This window comes from Pantoea phyllosphaerae (assembly GCF_051025595.1).
Classification (GTDB): Bacteria; Pseudomonadota; Gammaproteobacteria; order Enterobacterales; family Enterobacteriaceae; genus Pantoea.
The window spans coordinates 230,155-256,681 of sequence record NZ_JBPFDE010000001.1 but is presented as its reverse complement, the minus strand read 5'-3'; the positions used below and the strand labels follow the sequence as shown (position 1 = coordinate 256,681).

20 protein-coding genes are annotated in these 26,527 nt (G+C 55.2%); all 20 read right to left on the bottom strand.

Going from position 1 to position 26,527, the window contains the following annotated elements:
- Nucleotides 1-17: 17 nt before the first annotated feature.
- Nucleotides 18-1,109: a DegT/DnrJ/EryC1/StrS family aminotransferase gene (locus tag ACR6A7_RS01085; RefSeq protein ID WP_434122902.1), complete on the bottom strand. Its 1,092-nt coding sequence runs from the start codon at nucleotides 1,107-1,109 to the stop codon at nucleotides 18-20.
- 11 nt (nucleotides 1,110-1,120) lie between these two features.
- Nucleotides 1,121-2,245: a GDP-mannose 4,6-dehydratase gene (gene gmd, locus ACR6A7_RS01080; protein ID WP_434123320.1), complete on the bottom strand. Its 1,125-nt coding sequence runs from the start codon at nucleotides 2,243-2,245 to the stop codon at nucleotides 1,121-1,123.
- 22 nt (nucleotides 2,246-2,267) lie between these two features.
- Nucleotides 2,268-3,641, bottom strand: a complete 1,374-nt coding sequence (cpsG, locus tag ACR6A7_RS01075; protein WP_434122900.1) for a phosphomannomutase CpsG — start codon at nucleotides 3,639-3,641, stop codon at nucleotides 2,268-2,270.
- A 12-nt stretch (nucleotides 3,642-3,653) separates the two neighbouring features.
- Nucleotides 3,654-5,069, bottom strand: coding sequence for a mannose-1-phosphate guanylyltransferase/mannose-6-phosphate isomerase (locus ACR6A7_RS01070; protein ID WP_434122899.1), 1,416 nt, complete (start codon nucleotides 5,067-5,069; stop codon nucleotides 3,654-3,656).
- 545 nt (nucleotides 5,070-5,614) lie between these two features.
- Nucleotides 5,615-6,628, bottom strand: coding sequence for a UDP-glucose 4-epimerase GalE (gene galE / locus ACR6A7_RS01065; RefSeq protein WP_434122898.1), 1,014 nt, complete (start codon nucleotides 6,626-6,628; stop codon nucleotides 5,615-5,617).
- Nucleotides 6,629-6,681: 53 nt separating this feature from the next.
- On the bottom strand, nucleotides 6,682-7,578 hold the full coding sequence (gene galF / locus ACR6A7_RS01060) for a UTP--glucose-1-phosphate uridylyltransferase GalF (RefSeq protein WP_434122897.1): 897 nt from the start codon (nucleotides 7,576-7,578) through the stop codon (nucleotides 6,682-6,684).
- 275 nt (nucleotides 7,579-7,853) lie between these two features.
- A complete protein-coding gene (locus ACR6A7_RS01055) occupies nucleotides 7,854-9,194 on the bottom strand; it encodes an MOP flippase family protein (RefSeq protein WP_434122896.1) in 1,341 nt (446 codons plus the stop codon).
- Nucleotides 9,191-10,414, bottom strand: coding sequence for a glycosyltransferase (locus ACR6A7_RS01050; RefSeq protein WP_434122895.1), 1,224 nt, complete (start codon nucleotides 10,412-10,414; stop codon nucleotides 9,191-9,193). The genes ACR6A7_RS01055 and ACR6A7_RS01050 overlap by 4 nt, the downstream gene beginning before the upstream one ends.
- A gap of 4 nt (nucleotides 10,415-10,418) precedes the next feature.
- Nucleotides 10,419-11,681, bottom strand: a complete 1,263-nt coding sequence (gene wcaK / locus ACR6A7_RS01045) for a colanic acid biosynthesis pyruvyl transferase WcaK (RefSeq protein ID WP_434122894.1) — start codon at nucleotides 11,679-11,681, stop codon at nucleotides 10,419-10,421.
- Between the two features lie 181 nt (nucleotides 11,682-11,862).
- Nucleotides 11,863-14,076, bottom strand: coding sequence for a phage tailspike protein (locus tag ACR6A7_RS01040; protein ID WP_434122893.1), 2,214 nt, complete (start codon nucleotides 14,074-14,076; stop codon nucleotides 11,863-11,865).
- A gap of 91 nt (nucleotides 14,077-14,167) precedes the next feature.
- Entirely contained in the window at nucleotides 14,168-15,202 is a 1,035-nt protein-coding gene (locus ACR6A7_RS01035; protein ID WP_434122892.1) for a glycosyltransferase, read from the bottom strand.
- A gap of 40 nt (nucleotides 15,203-15,242) precedes the next feature.
- Nucleotides 15,243-15,995 (bottom strand): glycosyltransferase family 2 protein, encoded by a 753-nt coding sequence (locus ACR6A7_RS01030; protein ID WP_434122891.1) that lies wholly within the window; start codon nucleotides 15,993-15,995, stop codon nucleotides 15,243-15,245.
- A 66-nt stretch (nucleotides 15,996-16,061) separates the two neighbouring features.
- Nucleotides 16,062-16,979: a glycosyltransferase family 2 protein gene (locus tag ACR6A7_RS01025; RefSeq protein WP_434122890.1), complete on the bottom strand. Its 918-nt coding sequence runs from the start codon at nucleotides 16,977-16,979 to the stop codon at nucleotides 16,062-16,064.
- Between the two features lie 84 nt (nucleotides 16,980-17,063).
- Nucleotides 17,064-18,266: an acyltransferase family protein gene (locus ACR6A7_RS01020; RefSeq protein WP_434122889.1), complete on the bottom strand. Its 1,203-nt coding sequence runs from the start codon at nucleotides 18,264-18,266 to the stop codon at nucleotides 17,064-17,066.
- A gap of 33 nt (nucleotides 18,267-18,299) precedes the next feature.
- Entirely contained in the window at nucleotides 18,300-19,022 is a 723-nt protein-coding gene (locus tag ACR6A7_RS01015; RefSeq protein WP_434122888.1) for an SGNH/GDSL hydrolase family protein, read from the bottom strand.
- Between the two features lie 13 nt (nucleotides 19,023-19,035).
- Nucleotides 19,036-20,172: an EpsG family protein gene (locus ACR6A7_RS01010; protein WP_434122887.1), complete on the bottom strand. Its 1,137-nt coding sequence runs from the start codon at nucleotides 20,170-20,172 to the stop codon at nucleotides 19,036-19,038.
- A 237-nt stretch (nucleotides 20,173-20,409) separates the two neighbouring features.
- The gene (gene wzc, locus ACR6A7_RS01005) at nucleotides 20,410-22,587 is read right to left on the bottom strand and encodes a tyrosine-protein kinase Wzc (protein WP_434122886.1); all 2,178 of its coding nucleotides are present in this window, start codon (nucleotides 22,585-22,587) and stop codon (nucleotides 20,410-20,412) included.
- Nucleotides 22,588-22,599: 12 nt separating this feature from the next.
- Complete coding sequence (locus tag ACR6A7_RS01000; protein ID WP_033791542.1) at nucleotides 22,600-23,034, bottom strand: arsenate reductase/protein-tyrosine-phosphatase family protein; 435 nt, start codon at nucleotides 23,032-23,034, stop codon at nucleotides 22,600-22,602.
- A gap of 8 nt (nucleotides 23,035-23,042) precedes the next feature.
- Entirely contained in the window at nucleotides 23,043-24,182 is a 1,140-nt protein-coding gene (locus ACR6A7_RS00995) for a polysaccharide export protein (protein ID WP_033750198.1), read from the bottom strand.
- A gap of 299 nt (nucleotides 24,183-24,481) precedes the next feature.
- Nucleotides 24,482-25,915, bottom strand: a complete 1,434-nt coding sequence (gene wbaP, locus ACR6A7_RS00990; RefSeq protein WP_434122885.1) for an undecaprenyl-phosphate galactose phosphotransferase WbaP — start codon at nucleotides 25,913-25,915, stop codon at nucleotides 24,482-24,484.
- Nucleotides 25,916-26,527 lie beyond the last annotated feature (612 nt).

The following is a 26,527-nucleotide window of genomic DNA, read 5'->3' as shown; positions in this document are numbered from 1 at the left end:
AGTGAGCGTTGTATTAATTACTTATTAAAATACGTCTTTATTGCACTGCAAATAAATGCGATTTGCTCATCGGTCAGTGCCGGATAGCTCGGCAGGTTAATGCCGCGTCCGCTAAGCGACTCTGCCACCGGGAAACTTTCATCGCTAAAGACGTGCGGCATAGTATGGGCCGGCGGAAACAGCGGGCGTGTTTCAATGCCTTGCTCTTTCAAGTAGTCACGTAGACCAACGCGTTCGCTGGCTTGATCCAGTAGAATAGAGCACATCCAATAAGTATGGAAATAGCCTTCTGGCTCCGGTTGAAGGTGTAATGGCAGACCCGCCAATCCCTTCGCGTACTGTGCCGCGATTTCACGCTTGCGCGCAATGATGCTGTCTGCCTGCTCCAGTTGAGCAAGACCAATGGCAGCGCAGATATTCGTCATGCGGTAGTTGTAGGCCAGCACGTCGTGCCAGTACTCACGTGTTTTAGAAACACCCTGGCTTTTGAGATGGCAAGCGCGATCATAAACTTCACGATCGCGGCAAAGCACCATGCCGCCTTCGCCGGTGGTAATCGTTTTATTACCAAAAAAGCTAAAGGTAGCAACGTCACCAAAGGTGCCAACATGCTTACCGTTAAGTCGTGAGCCAAACGCTTCGGCACAGTCTTCGATCAAATAGAGGTTATGCTCTTTACAAAGCGCGGCAACGGCTTCTAAATCACACGCTAGCCCATAAAGGTGCACGACCATGATTGCTTTAGTGCGGGGCGTAATGCGTTTACGTAAGTCTTCAACATCTACGTTCCACGTATCAGCTTCAGAATCGCAGTAAACCACTGACGCACCGGTCTGAACAATGGTGTTTACCGAAGCGATATAGGTTAATGTCGGAACAATAACCTCATCACCCGAGCTAATTCCCAATGCTTCCATCGCTAAATGTAGCGCCACCGTGCCATTAGCTACGGTGGTCGCATATTCACAGCCTGCATACGCCGCAAAAGACTGTTCGAATTCAGAAATGAATTCGCCGCGTGATGAAATCCAGGTCGTATCCAGGCATTTCATTACGTACTCTTTTTCACGGCCATTCAGGCTCGGTTGATAAACCGGGATCATGCTCATAACGGCTCTCTTTATTCGACGCTAACGTTCACGGTATAGCCGTGTGATTTTAACAGGGCATGCTGCTGTGCGTTCTTGAGGTCGTGCTCAACCATCTCTTTGATCATCTCATCAAGCGTGGTTTCTGGCGTCCACCCCAGGCGTGTTTTCGCGTAGGTAGGATCGCCCAGCAGGGTTTCTACTTCTGCAGGACGGAAGTAACGCGGATCAACTTCAACGATGACGTCGCCTACTTTCAGCGCCGGGGCTTTATCGCCATTAATGGCCGACACGACGCCTCTTTCATTCACCCCTTCACCGCTAAACTCAATCTCTACGCCAAGTTCTAGGGCAGACATACGGATGAAATCGCGCACGCTATACTGCACGCCGGTCGCAATCACAAAGTCTTCTGGCTGCTCCTGCTGCAGCATCATCCACTGCATTTTGACGTAGTCGCGCGCATGGCCCCAGTCGCGCAGCGAGTCCATATTACCCATGAAAAGCTTACTTTCCAGACCCTGCGCAATGTTAGCCAGGCCGCGCGTAATTTTACGGGTAACGAAAGTTTCACCACGACGAGGAGATTCATGGTTGAAAAGAATACCGTTACAGGCATACATACCGTACGCTTCGCGATAGTTAACGGTAATCCAGTAGGCGTACATTTTGGCGACGGCATAAGGGCTGCGCGGATAGAACGGCGTCGTTTCTTTCTGCGGAATTTCCTGCACAAGTCCGTATAGCTCGGAGGTAGATGCCTGATAAAAACGCGTTTTTTTCGTCAGGCCGAGGAAGCGAATCGCCTCAAGCAGACGAAGCGTACCAATCGCATCGACGTCCGCCGTGTATTCGGGCGCTTCAAAACTTACCGCTACGTGAGACTGAGCACCAAGGTTATAAACCTCATCTGGCTGCACTTCTGAAAGGATACGCGTCAGGTTAGAAGTGTCAGTCAGGTCGCCGTAGTGCAGCTTGAAATTAACGTTAGATTCGTGCGGATCCTGATAAATATGGTCCACGCGCTGGGTGTTAAACTGCGATGCGCGACGTTTAATACCATGAACCTCATAGCCTTTCTCAAGCAAAAATTCTGCAAGATAAGATCCGTCCTGACCAGTCACACCAGTAATAAGGGCTACTTTCTTTTTCACTATCAAGTCTCCGTATAATAGACTTTTAAAATTTAATCAATGAATTGAGGGTCTGAAGCTCTTGCTGAAGCAGTTCATTATTCCCTCTGGTTTCCACGTTCAAGCGGAGTAACGGTTCAGTATTTGATGTTCTGACGTTGAATCTAAATTCCGTGAATTCAAAACTAAGGCCGTCCGTTGTATCAAACCTGTCGCAGCGTTCAATGTAATGCTGTTTTATGTGCTCTAATACTTTCTTCGCGTCCTCAACCTTATAATTAATTTCACCACTGCACGGGTAAGCCTGCACACAGTCAGCTACCTTTTGTGACATCGTTTTTGAAGTCAACGACAGCAGTTCAACGACCTTGAGCCACGGAATCATTCCGCTGTCGCAATAAGCAAAGTCACGGAAGTAATGATGCGCGCTCATTTCGCCACCATATACTGCATCTTCTTCACGCATACGCTCTTTGATAAATGCATGCCCAGTTTTAGACATAACTGGAGTTCCACCTGCACTGCTCACTACATCAATAGTATTCCAGGTTAGACGCGGATCGTGAATGATTTTGGCGCCGGGTTCTTTTTGCAGGAACGCTTCAGCCAGCAAGCCCACAATATAGTAACCCTCGATAAATTCGGCATTTTCATCAAAAAGGAAGCATCGATCGAAATCGCCGTCAAAGGCGATACCTATATCAGCATTATGTTTCCGAACTGCGTCTGAGGTATCTTTGCGACATTCTGGCAGAAGGGGATTAGGAATACCGTTCGGGAAATTGCCGTCTGCTTGATGGTGTACCTTGATAAAAGTTACCGGCGCGTTAGCCTGCTTAAAGCGTTTTTCGATTTCATCGATAACGTGCCCTGCCGCACCGTTGCCTGAGTTGATAACAAGCTTCATCGGCTTTTTGAAGTTCGCCAGATCAATGTAGCCCATTAGATGATCGACATACGCGTCCAGCACGGAGATTTGCTTGTAACTTCCGCGTTTAGTTTCATCTACAGAGGCGAAATCATTTGCTTCCGCCAGGCGTTGAACGTCGCGCAGCCCCGTATCGCCACTGATGGGACGAGCGCCTTCGCGCACCAGCTTCATGCCGTTATAGTTCATTGGATTATGGCTGGCAGTCACTTCAATCCCGCCATCAATACCCAGATGGAAGGTGGCGAAATAGATTTCTTCCGTACCGCTCAGACCAATGTCCAGCACGTCTGTACCGGCATCCATCAGCCCTTTAGCCAAAGCCAGTTTCAAAGCTTCGCTGGTTAAACGAACATCTCCACCAACTACAATGCTCTTAGGTTTAAGAAATTCACCATAAGCGCGGCCTATACGGTATGCAATATCTTCGTTCAGTTCTTTGCCCAGTTCGCCACGGATGTCATAGGCTTTAAAACAGGTCAAGGTTTCCATACTTATGACTCCTTAATTATGGGCAAATTGCTGTTTAATGAGAATAAGATCATCATCATTCAGGTAGGAACCAGACTGAATCTCTAATAGTTCTAAAGGTATCTTGCCTGGGTTTTCTAACGTATGCTGGTGGCCTATTGGAATAAAGGTTGACTGATTTTCTGTCAATAAAAACGTCTTATCCTGAATGGTGACCTTAGCCGTACCAGACAGAATGACCCAGTGTTCAGTTCGGTGGTAGTGCATCTGTAATTCAAAAGATTCGCCAGGCTTCACCGTAATTCGGTTCACGTTGAAACGTCCCGCATTGACAACTAAATCGCAACGCCCCCATGGCCAGTATGTCTCCCGATGACGTCTATACTCACTACGGCATTCGCTTTTCAGAAACTCAACGACGCGTTTAACATCCTGAACATGATCTTTATGAGCCACCAATACTGCATCTTTTGTATTTACAATTACCAGGTTTTCAACGCCAATCGCGGCAACCAGTTGATCTTCACTGTTGATATAGCAATTTTTGGTGTTATGCAGGAAGGTATCGCCTTTAAGCGAGTTGCCAGCGGCATCTTTCTCATTCACTTCCCACAGCGCCGACCATGAGCCTACGTCGCTCCAGCCAGCATCCAGCGGTACCACCACTGCTGCGTCTGTCTGTTCCATTACGGCGTAATCGACAGACTCATCCGGACAGGCGATAAAATCGTCTTTATCAATGCTGATAAAGTCATTGCCTTCCTTAACGTTTGCCATCGCGCGACGACAGGCATCAAGAATGTCTGGGCGGAATTTTTCCAGTTCCTGAAGGTAGCGCTTGGCGCGGAACATAAACATCCCGCTATTCCAGTAATACTCACCGGAAGCCAGATAATCCTGAGCCGTACTGAGGTTAGGCTTTTCCACGAAGCGCTGCACGCCAAATGGCGCATCTTCTGCATCAGGCAGTTGCTCACCGCGATGAATATAGCCGTAACCGGTTTCCGGGCCGGTCGGTACGATGCCGAAAGTGACCAGATGCCCTTGCTTGGCATATTTAGTTGCTGTCTTAATCGCATCGTGAAAAGCAGCACGATTTTCAATAACGTGGTCGGCCGCGAGCACAAGCAGTACCGGATCGTCGCCTTGCTCTACTGCATTGATCGCCGCCAACGCAATGGCTGGCGCGGTATTGCGGCCAACAGGCTCCAGGATAATATTGTGCGACAGCTTATTGATTTGGCGGAGCTGCTCCGCAACCAGAAAACGATGCTCTTCGTTGCAGATTACCAGCGGCGCGCGGGCTTCTACGCCAGACAAGCGGTTAACGGTTTCCTGCAGCATGGAATTTTCGCCATGCAGACTAATGAACTGCTTGGGGTAGAGTTCACGTGAGAGAGGCCATAAACGACTGCCGGTTCCTCCGGCCATGATTACTGGAAGTAACATTCCACATCCTCTAACAATTTCTGTTCGTGTTAATGCTTTTTTAGCGGGTGATTTTTTAATCAAAATAAAAAAACAGCCACGCTACCGCCCTTGGCTTGCAGCAACCAATCTGCTGTGTGATGAAATAATCACCTTTTAAGCTATTTTTTGTACTGCCTTATTTAACGTAACCGCAACAGTAGTAGACCAACGCAAATACTACAATTTGTGCGCCAGAATTAACATGGTTATTGCTTTAATGTTTACAGTTGAAGCATAAGTAATACTTACCTGATTCAGGCATCTTAGCGATAGCCTTAACGTCGGCAAAACAGCTTAGTAGCGTTCTCGCCCTCGTGTTTTGACGTGGCACACAAAGGCGCGCAATAGCAGCCCCGTAAAGAAACGCAGCGAAATTCATTTCCAGGAAAAATCTGTAATTGGCCACCGCTTAATCTTCAACTTCGCAATACAGTAAACCGGCAAAATTACCTTATCCGATAAGCGAACTGAAATTAGGGCAATAAAAAACCCGACCAAGGCCGGGTTAATAATCTGTAGCGAGCTTACCGAAACCCATCCGGGTTCTTACTCTGCCACTTCCACGTATCGCGCATCATCTCTTCGATCCCACGCGTCACGCGCCAGTCCAGCTCCTTATCCGCCAGGCTCGCATCGGCCCAGAAGGCCGCCAGGTCACCGTCGCGACGCGGTTTAATCTCGTAAGGAATCTGCTTACCCGACGCCGCTTCAAACGCCTTGATCATCTCCAGCACCGAGTAGCCTTTACCCGCGCCGAGATTGTAGGCCTTGTAACCTTCAACCTTCGGTAAATGGTCGAGCGCTTTCAGGTGCCCTTCCGCCAGGTCGACGACGTGGATATAGTCGCGCTGACAGGTGCCGTCCGGCGTCGGGTAATCGCCGCCGAACACGCCGAGCTGCGGCAGGCGACCAATCGCCACCTGCGCAATATAGGGCAGCAGGTTGTTGGGAATGCCGGTCGGGTCTTCGCCGATCTCGCCAGACTCGTGCGCGCCGACCGGGTTGAAGTAGCGCAGCGCGATGGCTTTGAATTTCGGCTCGGCGAAGGCGAAGTCGCGCATCACGAACTCAATCATCAGCTTGGAGGTGCCGTAAGGGCTGGTGGTGCCGCCAATCGGCGTGGTTTCCACGTAGGGAACCGGCGCATCGGCGCCATACACTGTGGCGGAAGAGCTGAAGATAAAGTTATAGACGCCAGCGGCGCGCATCTCTTCCAGCAGCACCACGGTGCCGGCAACATTGTTCTCGTAGTACTCCAGCGGCATGCGGGTTGACTCCCCTACCGCCTTCAGCGCGGCGAAGTGAATCACCGACGCAATATCGTTGCTGGCAAACAGATCGCGCAGGCAGGCGCGGTCGCGAATATCGCCTTCAACGAAGGTCGCTTTTTTACCTGCCAGCTTCTCAACGCGATTAATAGCCTCGCGCGAGGCGTTGCACAGGTTATCCAGTACTACAACGTCGTCGCCGCGCTGCAATAACGCCAGCACCGTATGCGAGCCGATGTATCCCGCCCCGCCCGTTACCAAAATAGCCATGTGTGCTCCTGTCTAAGCTGCCGCGTCGGTGCGCGGCAAAACGTGAGAAAAGGTTATTTTGCCAGAATTTTCTCAATGGCGGCGCGGAAATCCTGCCCCATGCTGTTGCTGCGCAGACCGTATGACACGAACGCCTGCATATAGCCAAGTTTACGTCCGCAGTCGAAGCTGCGACCCATCAGCAGCGCGGCGTCGACCGGCTTCTTCTGGCTCAGGCTGGCGATAGCGTCGGTCAGCTGAATACGGCCCCATGCGCCCGGCTCGGTGCGCTCCAGCTCGCCCCAGATATCGGCAGAGAGCACATAGCGGCCCACCGCGGCCAGATCGGAGTTCAGCGGCGCTGGCTGATCCGGCTTCTCGATGAAATCGGTGATGGTGCTGACGTCGCCTGGGTTATCCAGCGGCTGCTCGGTGGTGATAACAGAGTACTCAGAGAGATCGCCGGTCGGCATATGCTGCGCCAGCACCTGGCTGTGGCCGGTCTCTTCGAAACGCGCCACCATGGCGGCAAGGTTGTAGCGCAGGTGGTCGGCGGTGGAGTCATCCAGCAGCACGTCCGGCAGAACCACGACAAAAGGATTGTCGCCGATCATCGGGCGCGCGCACAGAATCGAGTGGCCCAGACCCAGCGGCTGCGCCTGGCGCACGTTCATAATGGTCACGCCCGGCGGGCAAATTGACTGTACTTCGCTCAGCAACTGACGTTTTACGCGTGCTTCGAGCAGCGCTTCCAGCTCGTAAGTGGTATCGAAGTGGTTTTCCACCGCATTTTTGGAAGCATGGGTGACCAGCACGATCTCTTTGATGCCTGCGGTAACGCACTCATCAATGATGTATTGAATCATCGGTTTATCGACGACAGGCAGCATCTCTTTTGGAATTGCTTTTGTCGCCGGGAGCATATGCATACCGAGACCCGCAACCGGGATTACTGCTTTAAGCTTGGTCATATTTTTTCCATTTCATGAAGTGAATACGTGCGGTCGATTATGCAGGATCGGCCAGAACTGCAAGTATAATCTTTATCCGAAAATCTGATACTAAATGCCTGTCATCCCTTAGAAATTCATCATTTTCCCACTGTTCGGACGTGCCATAAAGTGAGCAAAGACAAGCGTTAACCTGCATGCTAAAACCTGCCGCAGGATCAGCAGCCCCTCTGGATTAATGCCAGGCTAAAAAAGACCCGGGCGGCACGCGTGCCGCCCGGGAAGAAACGCGCCGATCAGAGCCAGCCCTCAAACCATTCCGGCTTTACGAACAGGTTGAAATGGTTTACCAGGGCGATGACCGCGATGAATATCGCCGACACCGATACCCACTGTCGCGCGTAAGGCATAAAGCGAATGCCGATCACCGGCCTGATAAAGAACGGGTGCGCGAAGGCGGAGATCAACACCTGCGAGATCGACAGCGTCAGCGCCACATAGAGCACGTTCGGCCAGATAAAGGTGGTCGCCAGCACCGCCAGCACCACCAGGCTCGCCACCACATTCCAGTAGAACTCGACGCTGGTGCGCCCGTTCGCCTGCGAAATCGCGCCGGTCAGGCCGCCCATCGGCCGCAGCATGCCGAACAGCAGCATCAGCGGGATCAGGTGGTAAACCTGCTCGTGCGAGGCGCCATAGAGCAGGCGCACAATCACCGGCGAGAGAATGCCGATGGCGAGGTACATCGCGCTGCTGAACAGCATGATGACGAAGGTGCCCTTCAGGAACAGCTTTTTCAGCTGCTCCGGATCCTGCTGCTGCTCGGCGAAGCGCGGCAGCGCCAGGCGGTTGATCACCGGCGACACCAGCTTGAGCGGCTGCAGAATCAGCTCTTTCGCCAGCGAGTAGATGCCGAGCATCTCAGCGCCCATCACCTTGCCGACAATCAGCGCATCCGCCTGGGTGCGCAGCTGGTTAATGGTCTGCGAGCCGAGCTGATAGATGCCGTAGCGCACCGCGCCGACAAAGGTCGCTTTATCAAACTCCCACGTCGGTCGCCACGCCTTCTCCCCGAAGGCGATCAGGCAGAGGATGCGGGTAAAGGCGTTGATAAACAGGCCAAGGATCGCCGCGGCAACCGTCAGCGAGGTGAAGTAGAGCATCGCTACGGTGCAGGCGAACGCAAACAGTTTGGTGGCCATCTCGATTTTGGCGAGCAGCACCATACGTTTGGTTTTGATGTAGTGCGCCTGATACTGCGACAGGTGCCCCAGCACGAGGAAGTTAAGGCTGGTGAGCATAATCAGCCCCACCAGCTCCGGCAGGTGGTAGAACCAGGCAATGGGATACGCGACGCCGATCAGGATCAGGCCGGTCGCCAGGCTCAGCGACACATTGACCCAGTATATGGTGCTCTGCTCGCGTCGGGTAATCTCCTGGCGGTGCACGATATAGCTGCTCATCCCCATATCCTGCAGCACGGTGGCGACCGCCAGGATAGCGTTGATGATCGCCAGCAGCCCCAGCTCGTGCGCTTCCAGCTTGCGCGCCAGCACGCTAAGCTGCAGCACCTGCAGCAGTGCGGCAAAGCAGGTACTGCCAAACAGCCATACTGCCTGTTTTTTCAATCCGCTCACGCCAGCTGCTCCAGCAGCCTCGCCAGCTCGCCGTAGGCGATGTGCTGGTTGAATTCCGTTTCAACCTTGCGGCGCGCCGCTGCAACGACCGGCGCGACGTCGATATCGCCCTGAGAGAGCCTGAAGAGCGTATCGGCCAGCGCCTCGGCGTCGTTTTCCGGCACCAGCCAGCCTGAAACGTTGTTCTCGATCAGCTCTGGGATCCCACTGTGGAAGGTGGAGACCACCGGCAGCCCCACCGCCATCGCCTCCATCAGCGCGACCGGAATGCCTTCCATATCGCCATCAGCGGCGGTTTTCGACGGCAGCAGGAAGATATCCGCCTCGCTCAGCGCGGCGCGGATCGCCTCCTGGGGCTTAAAGCCCGGCATGCTGACGCAATCCTCCAGCCCGGCGTTAGCGATATGCTCGCGCATCATCTCATCCTGATCGCCATTACCGATGATGGTGAACTCAAACTGGCCGCCGCGCTGTTTAAGGATCTCGCTGGCCTTCACCGCCACGTCGAGCCCCTTCTTCTCGGTGAGTCGCGCCACGGAAACAATGCGCAGCGGCGAGTGAAACGCCTGACGCGGCTCGAAGTTGAACTTCTCCGGCTCGATGCCCATGCGCGTCACGTGGATCTTCTCCGGCGGGCAGCCCATTTCGATCAGCTTGCGCTCCCACAGATGGCTAATCGGCAGCAGCAGCTCGCTCTGTTCGAACAGATTGACGTAGTCCTGCTTATGCTCTTCCAGGATATGGCGGCGCGAAATATCCGCGCCGTGGAACACCGTCGCCTGTTTGCCCACCAGCACGCCCAGCTCGCGCAGCTTATTGGCCAGCGCGCCCGCATAGCCAAAATGCACCAGGAAGACGTCGGCGGTATAGGGCTGGTGGGTATTCGCCACGATAGAGGGCAGCAGCAGCTTGCTGGACTGCGCACCGTAGCGCCGCACGTTCAGCGAGCGGATCAGCGCCGGTTTCGCCACCTTCGGCAGCACCAGCTTCAGGCGCTGGTTGAGCTTGTCAAGGTTCGAGACCTTCTCTTCCGGCAGCAGATAGTGAGTGCGCGCCGCCAGCTGATACTCGTCGAAGGCTGCGTGACGGTTCACCAGATCGCCCGGGAACACGGAGATAATTTCGACGTCGTAGCCGGCGTCAATAAAATGGGTCACCTGGTTCAGCACGAAGGTCTCAGAGGCGACCGGGAAACGCATGGTGAAAAAAGTCAGTTTCATAGCATTACCCCAATACGTTGAGGATCTCTTCTGTGATCCGGTTACCGACTTCGCGCTCGTGCGCGACCGCCGTATCGACCTGCTGCCTGATGGCGTCGTAATTCGCCAGCACCTCTTTTACTTTGCCGATCAGCGAGCCGTCCATCAGGCTCTTCACATCGGTCGCCATCTGCGGCAGACCGAGCTGATTCATCACGCCCATCGACTTGTGTTCATAGTTGATCGCCACGGCCGGCGTGCCGAAGTTCATGGAGATAATGGCGGAGTGCAGGCGCGTGCCGATGGTGAGATGGCAGTGGCTCAGCAAGATGCCCAGCTCCAGGTCGTTGAACTCATCCATGATGACGTGGTAATTCTCCGGGCGCTCGACGCGGTCGCGCAGGGTCAGCGCCACCATGCGATCGTCTTTGGCATAGCTGTCGATGCCGGTGCAGGTGGAGAAGGCGACCACCTGATAGCCTTCGGCGATCATCGCGTTGATCACGCGGCCAAAGGCGGCTTCATACTCCTGCTGCGTCACGCCCAGGCGCTTGTCGAACGGCGCCAGCTCGCGCACGGTAATGGCGATGGTTTTGCGGCGGCTGATGATGTTTTGCCAGTGCTGCAGGTTATGGCTCGGCTGCTCGACGCTGCGCGCGCGCACCAGAAAGGCGGTATCGACGCCGGGCGCCACTTTACGCGTGGTGACGCCATCTTTTTTCATCAAATCGAGGCTGACCGACTCGCGCAGCACCAGGCTGTCGACGCGGTCAAACACAAAGTTCGCCAGCGCGTTAACACGGGGGTTCTGAAAAGGGCCGACCGAGTGGCCGATCAGATAGATCGGCTTTTTTGCCATCAGGGCGCAGAGCGCATGGTCGAACTGCGTCACGCCGTAGAGATCGACGAAGAAAGAGCCGCCGACCTGGATAATGGCGTCGTACTGCTTCAGGCTGTTGGCGAAAGTTTGCAGATGCGCCGGTACGGAAAAGGATTTAAACGGTCCGCCTTTGCCCAGGTGCGCCATCATAATGTTCGGCATCAGTCGGTTGGCGACCTTGCGCTTTACCGTGCCGATCAGGCCCTTCGCCGCTTTGCTGTTGTGCAAAAACAGCGAATCCTGCTGAATCTCCTGCTGGAGCAAATACCCAGAGCTCGTTGGATAACGGCTGATCGCGTCAATCTCTATATCACTGCGGGCAGCATGTATTGAATCGATCAGCCCGCGCAGAATCGCGCCATCCCCGCGATTCCCACACGTGTGGTTACCCACCAATAAAATTTTCATCAACAACTCCGAAAAATTCTTTTAATTTTTACCCGACCGGTAACGCTGCGATGCGTCGGGTAAACAAGCCGCCCTGTCCTGACGGGCAAAGTAAACTCTGCGTTTAAAAAACAACCAATATGCAAGCTAAAAACAACTCCAGAGGATGTGACTCGCGCGCCTCCCTGCGCGCGATAACGCGTTATTCGCCCTTCACGGCGAAATAGGGCACGGCGCACTGTTCGCCGTTAATCACCATTGAGATAAAACCTTTCGGCTTGCTGGTGTCCACCTGTCCGGCGTTAAGCGCGCGCGACGCCAGCAGCAGATCGCCCTGCTCGTTGCCGCCGATGCCTGCCTTGCCGTTATGCAGGCTAAAGCGCTGCGGCGCCGCCACATTGCCGGACGGCGGCGATGCTTTCTCCATGCTGGCGCTGACGCGTGCGCAGCGGCCGGTGGCGAAACGGTCTTTGCTGGTAGTTTTCATCAGCACCACCGCCGACGGCGTCCAGCCCGCCAGCTTCACGAAGATGCGCACTTCGCTGTCGCTGGCGGCAACGTAGCGCACCTCGACGACCGGGCTGCTGCCCTCCGCAGACCAGCTCGCTTCCGCCTTGCTCTTCTTGCGCTGCACCTGGATCACCGCGCGGCCGCCGGTCGAGCGATCGGCGATCGGATTCATCAGCGGCTGGCTGGTGCTGCCGTTGCTGAACTCCGACTGGCCGAAGATTTCGATTTCCCAGGCGTCGCCGACGTCCGGCGAATAGAGCGTGCCCAGCTCAAACCACGTCTGCTGGGCGCTGTTGTTCTCCAGCCGCCAGCGCGAGGTGATGTAGTTGTATTTCAGGCTGCCGTCGATGGCGACGCCGTAGGACTCCACGCGCGTCGATCCCATCTCCCAGACGTTGAGCCAGCGCTCGCCCTGATCGGAGTTATCGATCCAGCTGCCGGACTGCAGATTGGTCTGGCGCATATTGAGGCGCGAGTTGTGCGCAATCAGCGGGTTTTTACAATCTTCCAGGCTCAGTGCATCGACAATCCACTGACCGTTGGAGATGTCGCCCGGATGGTCGCAGTGCTCGATCCAGCCGTTGTGAATAATTGACTGGCTGCAGCGCGGCAGGTTGAGCACCATGCCGCCGCGGCAGTTCTGCGCGTTGAAGTTGGAAAGCTCGATAGCGGTGCTGTGATCCCAGGCGCCCGCCTTGCGGCCTGACCAGCCCGCTTTAATCACGTCGCCGGTGCAGCGCGAGGCGTACCACTGGTCGATTTTGCAGTCGAGCGTATCCAGCAGGCTGAGCGCGGTGCCGCCCACCGCGTTAAAGCGCAGACAGGCGCCGCGGAAGAACTGGCCGCCGTCGCAGGTATTGCGGAACAGCCCCTGTTTATTGGGACGCTTATCGCTGTTGCCGTTGAAGATCAGGTTGGAGATCTCCACCCAGCGCGCGTTGACGTCGAAGACGAACTCTGACTGGCCGTCGGAGACAATAGTGGTGGCGGGGAAGTAGCCGAAGTTGACCATTGCGCCGGAGATGCGGAAAAAGCGGCGCCCTTCGCTGCCGAAGTCGCAGGCGGAGACAAAGAAGGTGCCGGCGGGAAACTGCACGCAGATAGGCTGCTGTGCCTGTTCCGACCACTGGTACATCGCCTTGATGGCGGGCGCGGCGTCAGTTTTGCCGTCGGCGATGGCGCCGAAGTCAAACAGCGACAGGCGGTTGAAATCATCCACCACGCGGCGCCAGTAAAAGCCCTCACCAGCGAAGTTCACGCCGCCGTCATCTTTCGCGCTCTGGAAGCTGCCGACAAACTCGCCGCCGCCCACTTCCAGTCCTTCGTGCCAGCTTTTCAGCTTGATTTTCGCCCCTTCGAACAGCGGACGGGTTTTGCGCAGCTCCTCAACCGAGGCGATCTCGCCAATCAGCTGATAGCCGCCCGGCTGCGCCAGCCGCTGGCTGAACGCCGCCTGGCCCGGTCGGCTGACGTCGGGAATGTTAAACAGCGTATTGCCGTCTTTATCTTTCACCGTCATTGAGTGCGACGGATCGGCGATCAATGCGGCGTTGTCGTGAACGAAGCGGGCGAAGCTGCCTCTATTGAGCGCAATTGGCTGGGTAATTTGCGCCAGCTTGCCGCTGTCGTCGCGCAGAAAAACCGGGATCTGGTTGCCCGCCTGGCTGGCGTCGCTGCCCGCCTTGCCGATCCAGAGCTGCCCTTCGAAGCCCTGCCAGAACTGCGGCGGCATGGCGTAGAGGTTCTCCGGCGTCAGAATCGGCACGTCCCCTTTTGGTACCGCGGCCGGATCGACCGCTTTCAGGGCGACGCCGCTGCTTTTCGCGGCGTGGCTGGAGAACGCGCTGACGGAGAGTGCGGCAACAATGGAGGAGGCTGCGCTCTGCAAGACTTCTCTTCTTTTCATGCATCTAATCCCGTAGTCAATGGGGCCGCGCAATGGGCCATAACAGTTGTCCCCTGAGGCACGTTGCAATCAGGCCCGTCCCTTGCCGCTGTTAAACCAGCGCCAGCCAGCTCTGCTTGATCTGCTTACCGTCGAATTTCAGCGCGGTAATTTTTGTTTTCTGACTCATGGCGAAGAAAAGCGCGTCGTCGCTGGCGAGCTGGTCCATGCGCGCCAGGAAGGTCGCTTTGTCGTTCATTGGCACCAGGAAGCCATCTTCGCCCTGGTTGATAATCTCCTGCGGGCCGGTTGGGCAGTCATAGGCCACCACCGGCAGCGACCAGGATTTGGCCTCGAGCAGCACCAGCGGCAGCCCTTCATAGCGCGAGGTCATCAGCGCCATATCGCTTTCGCGGTAGTAGTCGTTGATATTGCTGACGCGGCCAACGAACCTGACGCTGTCGGTGATGCCGAGCGCCGCCGCCTGATCTTCCAGCTGCTGGCGCAGCTCGCCGTCGCCGGCGATCGCCAGCGTCCACTCCGGATGGGTTTGCGCGAAGTCGCGCCAGATATCGAGCAGCAGATCGAACCCTTTCTGGTGATCGAGACGGCCCACCGCCAGCGCCTGACGGCTGCGCGAGGTGCGCTCAAAGGCTTTGTATACCACCGGATTGGGGATTTGCTTGCTTGGGATGCGCCAGCGGGAGAAGACCTGATGGTCTTTATCGGTCAGGACGATGACCCGATCGTAGTAGCGCAGCAGCAGGTACTTGAGGAGCTTGATCGGCTTGCTGAAGGAGTTGATGGCGATATGTTCGCAGGCATAGGCCTTGAAGCGTTTTTTCTTGCCGGAGAGCAGGCTCCAGAAAGCGAACATCACGCTCAGACGCCCCATGCTGATCAGAAAGACGCTGTCGACCTCTTCGCTGTGAATGCGTCTGACAATGCTTTTGATCGGGTTGCTGTGTCCCTCGAAGCTGACGATCTCTTTGACGTGCTCAAAGGGGTAGAAGGTTTTTCCGCTGCCTTCCAGCGAATAGATGGTGACGTCGTGCGTTTCGCCCAGACACTCGGACATAAAGTTGCAGATGTTCTCAGTGCCGGCATACGAATAGGCATCTTTGATCACCAGGACGATTTTTTTCATGTAACGCTACCCACCTCAAAAGAGTAAAAAGACAATCCTGTTATCGATGCTTAAGGGTAAACAGCACGCCGTTCACCATATACCAGCCGTAATAGTAATAGATTTTTAAAGGATTGTTTTTATAGATAATTCTTAATAATTCCAGGTGCCATTTCGCCGCTTTATTCTTGTTGCGCGAAAGGGAATCGCCTAATTCGTAATAGTTGACGAGAATGCTCTGAATCACGCGCGCCTGCTTGTAGCGGGTGAAGAGTTCGTAGAGGAACAGGAAATCCTCGTGCCCTTTACGCTGGAAGAATATCCCCTGCGGCGGACGGCGGAAGCAGACCGAGGAGAAGCAGACGCGATACTGCTTCTTCACGAAGTTTTCCTGCTGAAGGTAAGGTTTGCTGTAGGTGATGTCGTGATCGGCGTTTTTGGTTTTGTAGTGATATTCGGCGATCACGAAATCGTCGCCGGAGGCGATGGCGGCCGCCTGCTGCGCCAGCTTGTCGACGTGCCATTCGTCGTCGCTGTCGAGGAAGGCGATAATCTCCTCTTTTGCCGCACGCAGCCCGACATTGCGGGTCTCCGCCGCGCCGAGGTTCACCTCGTTGTCGAGAATGGTAATGCGCGGATCGTTACAGTGCTCGCGCACCAGCGCCAGCGAATCATCGGTCGATTTATCGTTGATCAGGTAAAGGTGCCAGTCTGGCCAGGTCTGATTCATTACCGACTGCACGGCGCGTAAAACCGTCTGGCGTGCGTTATACATCGGCATCACAATGCCTACGGTGCCAACATGATTCGTCATATTCATACCTGAATAAAAAAGTGTCGTTCCGGGAAAAACGCTCCCGCGTCGGGGAGCAACAAGAAGTCAGGAAACCGCTTTTTCACCGCCCAGCCGCGCCCTTAACTTGTCTTTCACGCGGTTAAGGAAATAGGACTGGTTATCTTTGTTGGTGAGAAAGAAGTAGCGCGCGAAGGTCAGGCTCGCCATCAGCGACTTGCCGTCCATTTTGTAGCGCAGCGGCAGCTTAAACGCCTTGTAGGTGTCGATATCGCGCGCGGTCAGGTGCGGCTTCATGGCATCCAGCCAGAAAAGCGAATATTTCACCGATTCGCCTTTATGCTTGGATCCAAATTTCGTCACCAGATGATAGGTGGCGAGCGGGCGCGCGATCATCACGAACTCATAGCCGAGACGATCGGCGCGAATGCAGAAGTCGTAATCCTGATGGCGGATATAGCGCGTATCAAACTGGATGCGTGCGGCATCCTCGCGCTTCAGCACGATGGTGCTGGTCTGGATAAAGCCGTAGCAGCCAAAAAGATACTCCGCCACGGTTTCGTTTTTGCCTGGCGTCTGCATCGGCATCACCTTCAGGAAGCTGCCGTCCTGATAGATGTTCACCTGGCTGTAGATCACGAACTTGCTTTTACCCTGCGCTTCCAGCGCCTGGATTTTACGGCTGGTCTCCAGCAGCTTGTCGGCGTGCCACTCGTCGTCCGCGTCGAGAAAGCTGATGTAGTCCCCTGTCGCCAGCTCAATGCCTTTATTGCGCGCGCCTGCGCCGTTCAGTTTCACCTCGGAGAGCACCAGGTTAATGCCCAGATCCTGATAGCGCTCGCTGTTGACTACCTCCGCCAGCGCCGCCGCATCGGCAGATTTGTCGTCAACGATAATCACTTCGAAATTGCGGTAGCTCTGCGCCTTGACGCAATCCAGCGTCGCAACGATCGACTGCGACGCGTTGTACGCGGGGATTACAATGGAGAAACGAATGTCCTTCATGCCAGTACCTCTTAAAAACAGGGCTGAAATCGATAAAAAAACGCGCTGCGTGCCGCGCGGCGGCGTCGCACGCAGCCGTGATAATCAGTAAGGGTTACCGGTGCGATCCTGCTTGGCTGGCGCAACTTCGGCCGCGACCTTCTTCTTGTTGCTGCTGCCGATAAAAGGCTTTTCAACATAGAGATAGGTCATCTTCGCCACGTTGAACGACAGCACGAAGAAGAGCGTGGAGATCAGGGTGTAGACCACCACGTTATGCGGCACCATGCTGAGCGGGATCTGCTTAATGAAGTAGAGCACCACGCCGTGGATCAGATAGAGGCTGTAGCTCACCTCCCCGATCGACATCAGGGTTTTGTTCTCCAGCATGCCCAGCAGGTTGTTGCCGCTGCTCACCACGAAGAAGATGGCCGTCAGGCAGCAGAGAAACACCAGATACCAGAAGGCGTTGCTGGTGAAGGCGAGCGCGAAAATCGCCAGCAGGATGCAGGCCACGCCCGCGATGCGCGACGCTTTAAACATCGCCAGCCGGTCACGCCAGGTATAGGCGAAATAGCCCATCGCGAAGCCCAGCACCGGACGCGGGTCGGTATAGGTTTTCCCCCACAGGCGCAGCGCCACGGCGACGCAGAAAATCGCGCCGATCGAGCCGAGGATAAGCAGGGTTTTGTACTTGCCGTGGGTGGCGCGGTTCACCACAAAAATCAGCGGGATAGAGAGATAGAGCAGCCACTCCAGGCGCAGCGTCCACTCTACGCCAGCGTTAACGTCGGCGGTGAGAAAATCACCCATATGATAGCTGCCGACGAACAGCAGCCAGAGTACGGCGTCGGTGATGCTGTGCGCGTTGAGCTGCAAACCGCCCTGCGCGAGGCCGACCAGAATGATCACCAGCCCGGAGAACCAGAACATCGGCACAATGCGGCGCACGCGCGACTTCAGCAGCTTCCAGGTGAGCTGGCTTGCCGGCATGCCGTCGTTGTCCAGCCAGCGATAGAACAGAAACGCCGAGATCATAAAGAAGAGCAGCACGCCGAACTTGCCGGCGTTGACGAAAAAGTTGCCTTCGGAGAACCAGACGAAATAGTCCTTATCGAAGATCCAGTTGCCGTCCAGCGAGTAGAGATAGTGCACCAGATGGGAAAAGGCGACGATGCTGGCCAGCAGCGCGCGCAGCCCGGAGATGCTTTTAATGCCGCTGCCGTTGTAAACGCCCTTATGGAACCCGGTCGCGCGCAGAAAGAGCAGCGCCAGACAGAATGACGCCACCATAATGAATACGTACATGACAACTCCTGAAGCCACAGAGTGAGGTTGGGTTTAGCTGCCGGTCTGCGACAGCTGCTTACCGAAGCTGGCACTGATAACGTTAAAGGTCTGCTGCGCTTTTAGCTTATACAGCGATTCGGACGGGTGAATGCAATCCGCCGACATGTCGCTCTGCCAGTCGCGCTGCGCCTTAATGGCCGTCCACTGCTTCACGATCGGCACGCCTTCCGCTTTTGCGACCTCATTGAGCTGATAGACGTAGGGCCAGACATTCCAGCGCTCAACCTTGCCGCAGATGGGATTAGGCTCCTGCAGCACCACCAGCTTGTTGTGCGCCTTCGCCTCTTTCACCAGCGCGGTCATGATGCGGCCATACTCTTCCGGGCTTTCCAGGTGCGTGTTTGTGTCTTTGAAAAAGTAGTGACGCGCATCGTTGATGGCATAGTTGAGCAGGATAAGCTGCGCGCTGGAGTTCGCCATGCGTTCGCGCCAGCCGCTGGTATCCTCCGTGCCCTTGTTGTAGAGCAGTTCCGCCGCCTGCGCGCCCGGCACACCGTGATTTTTAACCTCGACAGCGTCGCCATATTTGCTTTGCAGCATTTTTTGCAGCCAGGCCATCTCGTTGCCCGGCGCGATGATGTTTTTCCCGCCGGAGGACATCACGCCCGCCGTGGTGGAGTCGCCGTAGGCGTCGATAATAAATGCGCCTCGATCGGCGGCCTGCGCGAAGCAGGAGGCCGAAAGGATGGCTGCAGCAATAAGTGATTTCGTCATGTTACCTCCCCGGTTAATGGAACAGCTTAAATTCCTGAGCAACTTCATAGCCGACAACGGCCTGCTTCAGAGAAATCGTGTTGTAGTAGAGGTAATAGACAAGGAAGAACGCGAACATCGCGAACATGGCCGGCTTGAGTATCGGGCGCACCTGATACACCAGCGAGGCTAAAATAATCGGCTCGACCTGCAACAGGTAGTTGGAGAGGCGCGCGCCCGACGAATAGTTATAGAAGAAGATACGGATGCCGCCGCCGATGGCGAAGGTCAGCACCAGCAGATAGTTAAGGCGATACTGCTGATAGTTATATTTTTTAATCTCGTTGCTCAGCAGGAAGTAGACGAAGATAAACACCAGCATGATGTTTTTCAGGTTTGACACTGAGAAGATGCTGCCTTCGCCCGCGTTGGAGGTTTCGTTGCTGTAGCCCTCCGCCCTCTCCCCCAGCGATCCCATATGGGCTGAGATGAGCGAGATAAAGCTGGTGCCGCCGACTTTCGAGGCGGGAATGCTCAGCAGGATAATCGCCACCGGCCACCAGCGCGAGTCGCGGATAAACAGGAACGGCACGATGGTCACCACCATTACCGCGGTGTTGTGGCTGAAAAACGACAGCAGGGTAAAGCCGAGCGCCATCCAGTAACGCTTCAGGTAGATATACCAGATTACGCCGAGGAACAGCGCCGAACTCAGGCCGAAACGGATCTGGTTCATATCTTTGTTAATAAAGATATGCGCCGAATAGAGCGCCAGCGCCAGGATGGGATAAGGCGACATCTTCTTGAAGAAGACCGCGTTAACCGCCACCGCCAGCAGGCAGAAGATAAACAGGAAAATGTCGGCGTTGTGCGATACCAGGCTGGTGAGATACGCCAGTACGAAAATCAGCGGTTCGTAGCGGAAGAACGCCACCGTCTCACTGAAGCCGTTCACCTGAATGCGGTTAATAAAGTCGGCGAAAAAGCTGCGGTACTGATAATCATCCATGCCGGTGCCGAGGCCGCGGATCCCGCCGAACACCACCAGCGTCGCGGCGGCGATGCAAAACAGATAAGTCAGGATGTGCGTGGTGCGTTCGTCTTTTTTTAGCAGGATTTCTACGATCGCCATCAGCAGCAGAAATCCTGATAGATACCAATATGGAGCCATGGTGTGATTCCTTAATTCCACACGTTGCCAGCTGACAGGCGTTTACGCCTTCTGCGTAAAGCCGCGCCTGAGGGCGCCTGCCTGTTGCTGAACCATTTTGTTATGGGCGCCCGCCCGGTTATGCGTGTTATGCGTGGCGTCTGGCGCGAAACACAGAATCACCTGTGTAGATCGTTGCGTGTTGTCTTTAACGGACGATAAAAGGGGCGGTCTTGCCGCCCCGTTAATCGTCAAAGTTTAGCTTTTGGTCGGCTTGCCGTATTCGTAGTCGTAATAGTCGTAGCCATGACCGTAGGCATTGGCGGCTTTACGCACCACGGCGTTCAGAATCACGCCTTTGATCTCGATGCCGTTCTGCGCGAAGCGCTTGAAGCTGACGTCGATCTCTTTCGCGGTGTTGGTCTCAAAGCGCGCCACCATCAGCGAGGTGCCGGCCAGCTTGCCGATAATCGAGGCGTCGGTAACGGCCAGAATCGGCGGCGTATCGATCAGCACCAGGTCGTAGTTCTTGCTCGCCCAGTCCAGCAGCTCGCCCATGCGGCGGTGCATCAGCAGCTCCGACGGGTTCGGCGGCACCTGGCCGCGCGGCAGGAAGTCGAAGCCATACGGACCGCGCTGAATCAGCGCCGGGCTGAACTCGGTTTTACCGGAGAGCACGTTAGAGAGACCCGACTTGTTATCCGCGCCGATCAGGTCGTGGGTATAGCCGCGACGCATATCGCCGTCGATAAACAGCACGCGCTGACCCGCTTTCGCCACCAGCGTCGCCAGGTTGGCGCAGATAAAGGTTTTACCAATGCCTGGGCTCGCGCCGGTGATCATCAGGATATTGTTTTTCGCCTCCATCATCGCGAAGTGCAGGCTGGTACGCAGGCTACGGATCGCTTCGATAGAGAGGTCGGTCGGGTTGCCCAGCGCCAGCAGCGTTTCGTGCGGATCGGTCTTCACTTTTTGACCGCGACGCGCCAGCGCTTCGGTGTCTTTCTTGCGCTGCCATTCAGAGAGCGGCACGCTCGCATAGACGTTCATGCCCAGCTCTTCCAGCTGTTCCGGGTTCTCAATGCCGTGATGCAGCAGCGCCTTCAGCAGCACCAGACCCACAGAGACCACCAGACCAAGCAGCAGGCTGGCGGCGATAATCAGCGTTTTCTTCGGCGCGACCGGCGCGTTAGCGGTTTCCGCGTTATCGATGATACGCACGTCGCCGACGGTGCTGGCTTTACTGATGCCCAGCTCCTGCTGACGGTTCAGCAGCTGCATGTAGATCTCCTGACCCGACTGTACGTCGCGGGTCAGACGCAGGATCTCTTGCTGCGTCTGCGGCATCTGGGAGATTTTCTTGTTCAGCTGTGCCTGCTCGCCTTCCAGCGTTTTGCGTTTTTCCAGCAGCGCGCGGTAGGTCGGGTGGTCTTTAGTGAACAGCTGCGACACTTCTGCTTCGCGGAAGGTCAGCTCGTTCAGCTGGCTCTGCACGCTGACAGAGGAGTCGAGCGCCGATTTCGCTTCAAGCGACATATCGACCGATTCGTTCTGACGACGGAACGCGTTCAGCTTGTTCTCAGCCTCGTCCAGCTTAGCGCGCACCTGCGGCAGCTGGTTGCGCAGGAACTCGAGGCTCTTCTCAGCCTGCTCAGATTTACGCTCAACGTTTTGCAGCAGATAGTTGTTGACGATCTGGTTCAGCACCTTGCTGATCTGCTCCGGATCTTCCCCGACATACTGCAGACCCAGCACGCCGGTATCTTTGCCTTTATCGGCCACGGTCAGGTTTGCCAGCACGGAGTTGATCGCCTGCAGCTCGTTCAGCTTGGTGACGGTGAAGCTGGTGCCCTCTTCCGCCTGAATGTCGCTGACCAGCATGGTGATGTTGCCGTGCTGTTCCAGACGACCGACCTGACCTTTAAACAGCTCGTCGCCATCTTTGGTCACGGTGTAGGTTGTCGGGCTGTTGACTTCCAGCTCAACGCTGCGCTTGTCGATAGTGCGCGGGATATCCAGACGGGAGATGGCGATCTGCGCCGGTTTGTTGCCCATCAGGCGCGACAGGCCTTTACCGATAATCGGAAAGTATTTCTGCTCGACCACGGTATCCAGACCAAGATCGCTCACGGTCTTACCGATGACCATGCGCGATTCCAGGATCTGAATCTCGGTATCTGACTCCGGCGTCGCCGGCATCAGGGTTTGCAGATCCGAAAGGACGGAGCTGCTGTTTTTCTGCTCAACCTGCACCATGGCGTCGGCGCTGTAGATCGGCGTTGCAAAGAGTGTGTAGAGCGTTCCCACCAGCATAAAGAAGGCGGTTACGGCGACAATGATCCAGCGATGATCGATCAGCTGTCCCAAAAGGTGGCCAAGATCGAATCCCGTCGACTCCTCTCTTGGCGCGGTCATAACCTTATTTTTAATATTCATGGATAATCCCAACTATCGGCTTAATACGTTGACCCATTTCTGGGTAGCGTTTTCCAGTAACCCGTAAACCTCTTCAAAGGCCTCACGACTTTTTCTATACGGATCCGCGATTTCCTGTTGGTTGAGCCAGTGCCCAAGCAGCATGGTTTTTCCGCGCGCGGCTGGATCGATGCGATTGACCTGTTCGATATGACGTTTCTCCATCACCAGAATCAGGTCGAAATCGCGGCACATACTGGCGGTCAACTGCTGCGCGTGATGCCCTTCCAGCGAGAGGCCATGACGCGCGGCCACCTCGCTGGCGGTTTGATCCGCCGGATAGCCCTTGAGGGCGCTGAGCCCCGCCGAGGCGATACGCTTTTCCGGCAGCGCGCGCTTCAGTAAGCGCTCCCCGGTAGGAGAGCGGCAGATGTTGCCGACGCAGACCACTAACACGGACGAAATCATGGCTAAACCTAGTTCGACCAGTTGCGGAAACGCAGCGCCGCCTCGCTCGCATCGTTGATGCCGGCGATGGTCGGCAGCAGCTGCGAAATCACGCGGTTCCAACGCGTCAGCGGCGTCGAGGTGACATAGACGATATCGTAAGGTTCAAGTTGGAATTCGGTACCCATGACCATCGCCGCCGCATCTTTGGTGTTCAGCTGATAGATGTTGGCGATTTTGGTGCGGTTTGTGCCGCGAATCGGACGGATAACGAATACGCCGGTGGCGTCAGCGGCGGTCTGATCCATACCCTGGGCATTGCCCAGCGCTTCAGCCAGCGTCATGCCGCTGCGGTCCATTTTCAGCGTCGACTGCTGACGCACTTCGCCCATCACGAAGACTTTGAGATCGTCGTTGCGCGGCACGTAGAGGATATCGCCCGGATAGAGCAGATGGTTCTGGCTCAGGTCGCCGTTCTGCATCAGCGCCTGCAGCGAAATGCGCTGCTCGGTGCCGTTGTGCGTCAGCACCACGTTGCGCCAGTCGGCGTCCGCCGCCAGGCCGCCCGCGGCGTTGATGGCGTCCAGCACCGTCAGCGGCACGTTGGTGATGGGCTGCTGACCCGAGGTGGTCACGGCGCCGGTCACATAGGTTTTCTGCGACTTAAAGGAGGCGATGCTGACATCGACCTGCGGGCTCTCGATATACTGCGCGAGGCGACGCGCGATCTCGCCGCGCACTTCAGTGACCGTACGGCCAACCACGCGGACTTTGCCGATATAGGGGTAGAAAATAGTGCCGTCGGAGTGCACCCAGTTGCCGGTGTCGCTGGCGCTGCGGTACTGACCGGCCGGTGTGGTCAGCTCGGGGTGATCCCAGACGGTGACGTTAATCACGTCGCCGATGCCGATGCGGTATTCATAGTTCTGGATTTCGTTCTGCAGCCCTGGGTTAGCCTGAGCCACCAGCGGCTTGGGTCGCATCTGTTCGACCAGGCGCGGCGTTAACGGGAAGACGTTGACATATTTGTCGATGTCATAGTTGCTGTCCTGCTGCTCAACGACATCTTTTCCGCTAGTGGAAAGGTGCTGGCCTGGAACAACCGTACACCCTGAGAGAAATGTGGCGGATACCAGCATGGGTATCAATTTCGTTTTGATTGTAATCATCTAGATCTTCGCTATCAGTTATTGATTGATAGAGGCGAAAACGCCGCTGTGTAAGCGCTGAAAAAAAATAAACTCGCCAGCCTAAGTACTGAAAATGCCCGTCATTATCACTTGCTCCCTAACTCTTTTTTGTTGCTACCGTTTAACTGGGCGGAATAAGCAAATGCATGAGATTGCCTTCTGCATCAATTAACGGCTTCCTTCAGCCACGATAATGGCGGCTCTCGCCAATGACGTTGCCAGCAGCGGCGCCAGGAACCCGGGAGCGTCCATATTTCGCTCCCCGCACTCGCCTGCTATCAATACGCCCCATCGCGCTTCAGTACGACACCGACCGTTTTGAACAAAATGGCGATATCGTTCCACAGCGACCAGTTTTTTACGTACCACGAATCAAAATAGACGCGCGTTTCGTAATCAACGTCGTTACGACCGCTGACCTGCCACAATCCCGTCATGCCCGGTTTCGCCATCAGATAGTAATCGACATCCCCGGCATAACGGCAAAGTTCATCTTCAATCACCGGGCGCGGACCGACGAGGCTCATGTCGCCGCGCACCACGTTCCACAGCTGGGGCAGCTCATCCAGGCTGGTTTTACGGATGAAGTGGCCGACCTTAGTGATGCGTGGATCGTTTTTCAGTTTGAAATCTTTATCCCACTCGGCGCGCGCCACCGGATCGGTGCGCAGCACCTCTTCCAGCACCTCTTTGGAGTTGATCACCATCGAGCGGAACTTCAGGCATTTGAACTTGCGGCCGTTCATGCCGACGCGTTCGTGTCCGTAAATCGGCGGTCCACCATCGCGGCCGACCAGAAAGCCGAGCACCAGCAGCGCAGGCAGCAGCATAAGAATAATCGACAGCGCACCGACAATATCGAACGCGCGCTTCAGGAAGCGCGAGGTACGCTTCGCCAGGTTGTTGTTCACGCGCAGGATCATCACTTCATGGCTAAAGATATAGGCCATGTCGGTGCCGTAAAGCGGCACGCCGCGCAGCGTCGGGATAACGGAGACCGAGCGGCAGTTATGTCTCGCCAGGTTCTTCAGCCACAGGTCGCGATACTGGCTCTGCTCAAACTCCACCGCTACGATGAACTGCGTTTCACTGTGGGTCAGGTTCCAGAGTTCCGCCTCTTCGCGCAGCACCGGCACGCCGGCAATGCTCGCCTGCGGGCAGGTACCGTCTACGTCATAAAAGGCGATAACGTCGAAACCCATGACCTCTTCGCTCTGCAGCGCCTGCCAGGCTTCCTGCGCATTTTTGCTGCTGCCGATAATAATGGTCTGCTTTTTCCACAGGCCATAGTGATTAAGCAGATGTTTAACCACCGCGCGCGACACCGGAATTAAGACCAGCGCCAGCACCCAGGTCAGCAACCAGACGAAGCGCGACATTTGCCACTGCGACAGCGCGGTAATCGACAGGTCGATAATAGAGAAAATAAGAATGGTACGAAAAACTTCTTTCAGCTCGAACCAGAATGGTTTGCGGTAGGTAAAGTGACGCAGCCTGACCCAGAACCATCCGACGCAAATTACCGACAGGAGAATATGCGTAGCTATTTTCAAATGCAGATCTTTTTCAGAAATATCTGCCAGCGGTGAATCAGACATCATATTAATTAACGCCAGCGCTATAAATAATGCGGCGTTAAAACAAATTAAATCCGAACCTGCCAACAACAATTTAGTGAAAAGACTTTTAAACGTAATTTCAGTATCGCGCATATTTAACTCTTTATTTTATTTCCTTTAACCCGTGACGCCCTGAGCTGTGTAATAATTGAGCAAATCAGTTTCTTGTCGACATATGCGTAACTGAGGGGGAGTTCCAGGGTGCGTTCACATCCGTTTCCTGTGCCAGAAAACAAGAAAATCGTGATGAATACCAACAGATTACTCTGACTTAACCTGTCGTGACGCACTGATTGTTTTATAAACATAAAAGGCGTTTCATGCACGCTACCGCCCTTGGCTGTCGCTGCCAATACCGCTTTTGATATCCTGTTTCCAGCCTGTCTTTCTCGGGCCGGTTGCCTGATGCATACCCACGAGACAGATCACAATTCACTACATTGGGTGCCAAATCAGTGGGCGAATATCAACATAAGCGCAGACTTTTAACAGCACGTTGCTATACTAGTTATTACTGGCTTCTTTACAAGTAGGCCCCGCCGTCCCCTGACTATTTTAGGAAAAAGACTACCAGCCATTAGTATTGAGGCCCGCCATCCGGGAAAAATGAAAGTGCAATACCCTGCGCAAAAATCAGATTAATACCCTATTCGCCACGTTAATAAATTCTCCCGCCGCCGTGATACATTCAAAATGGATTCATCA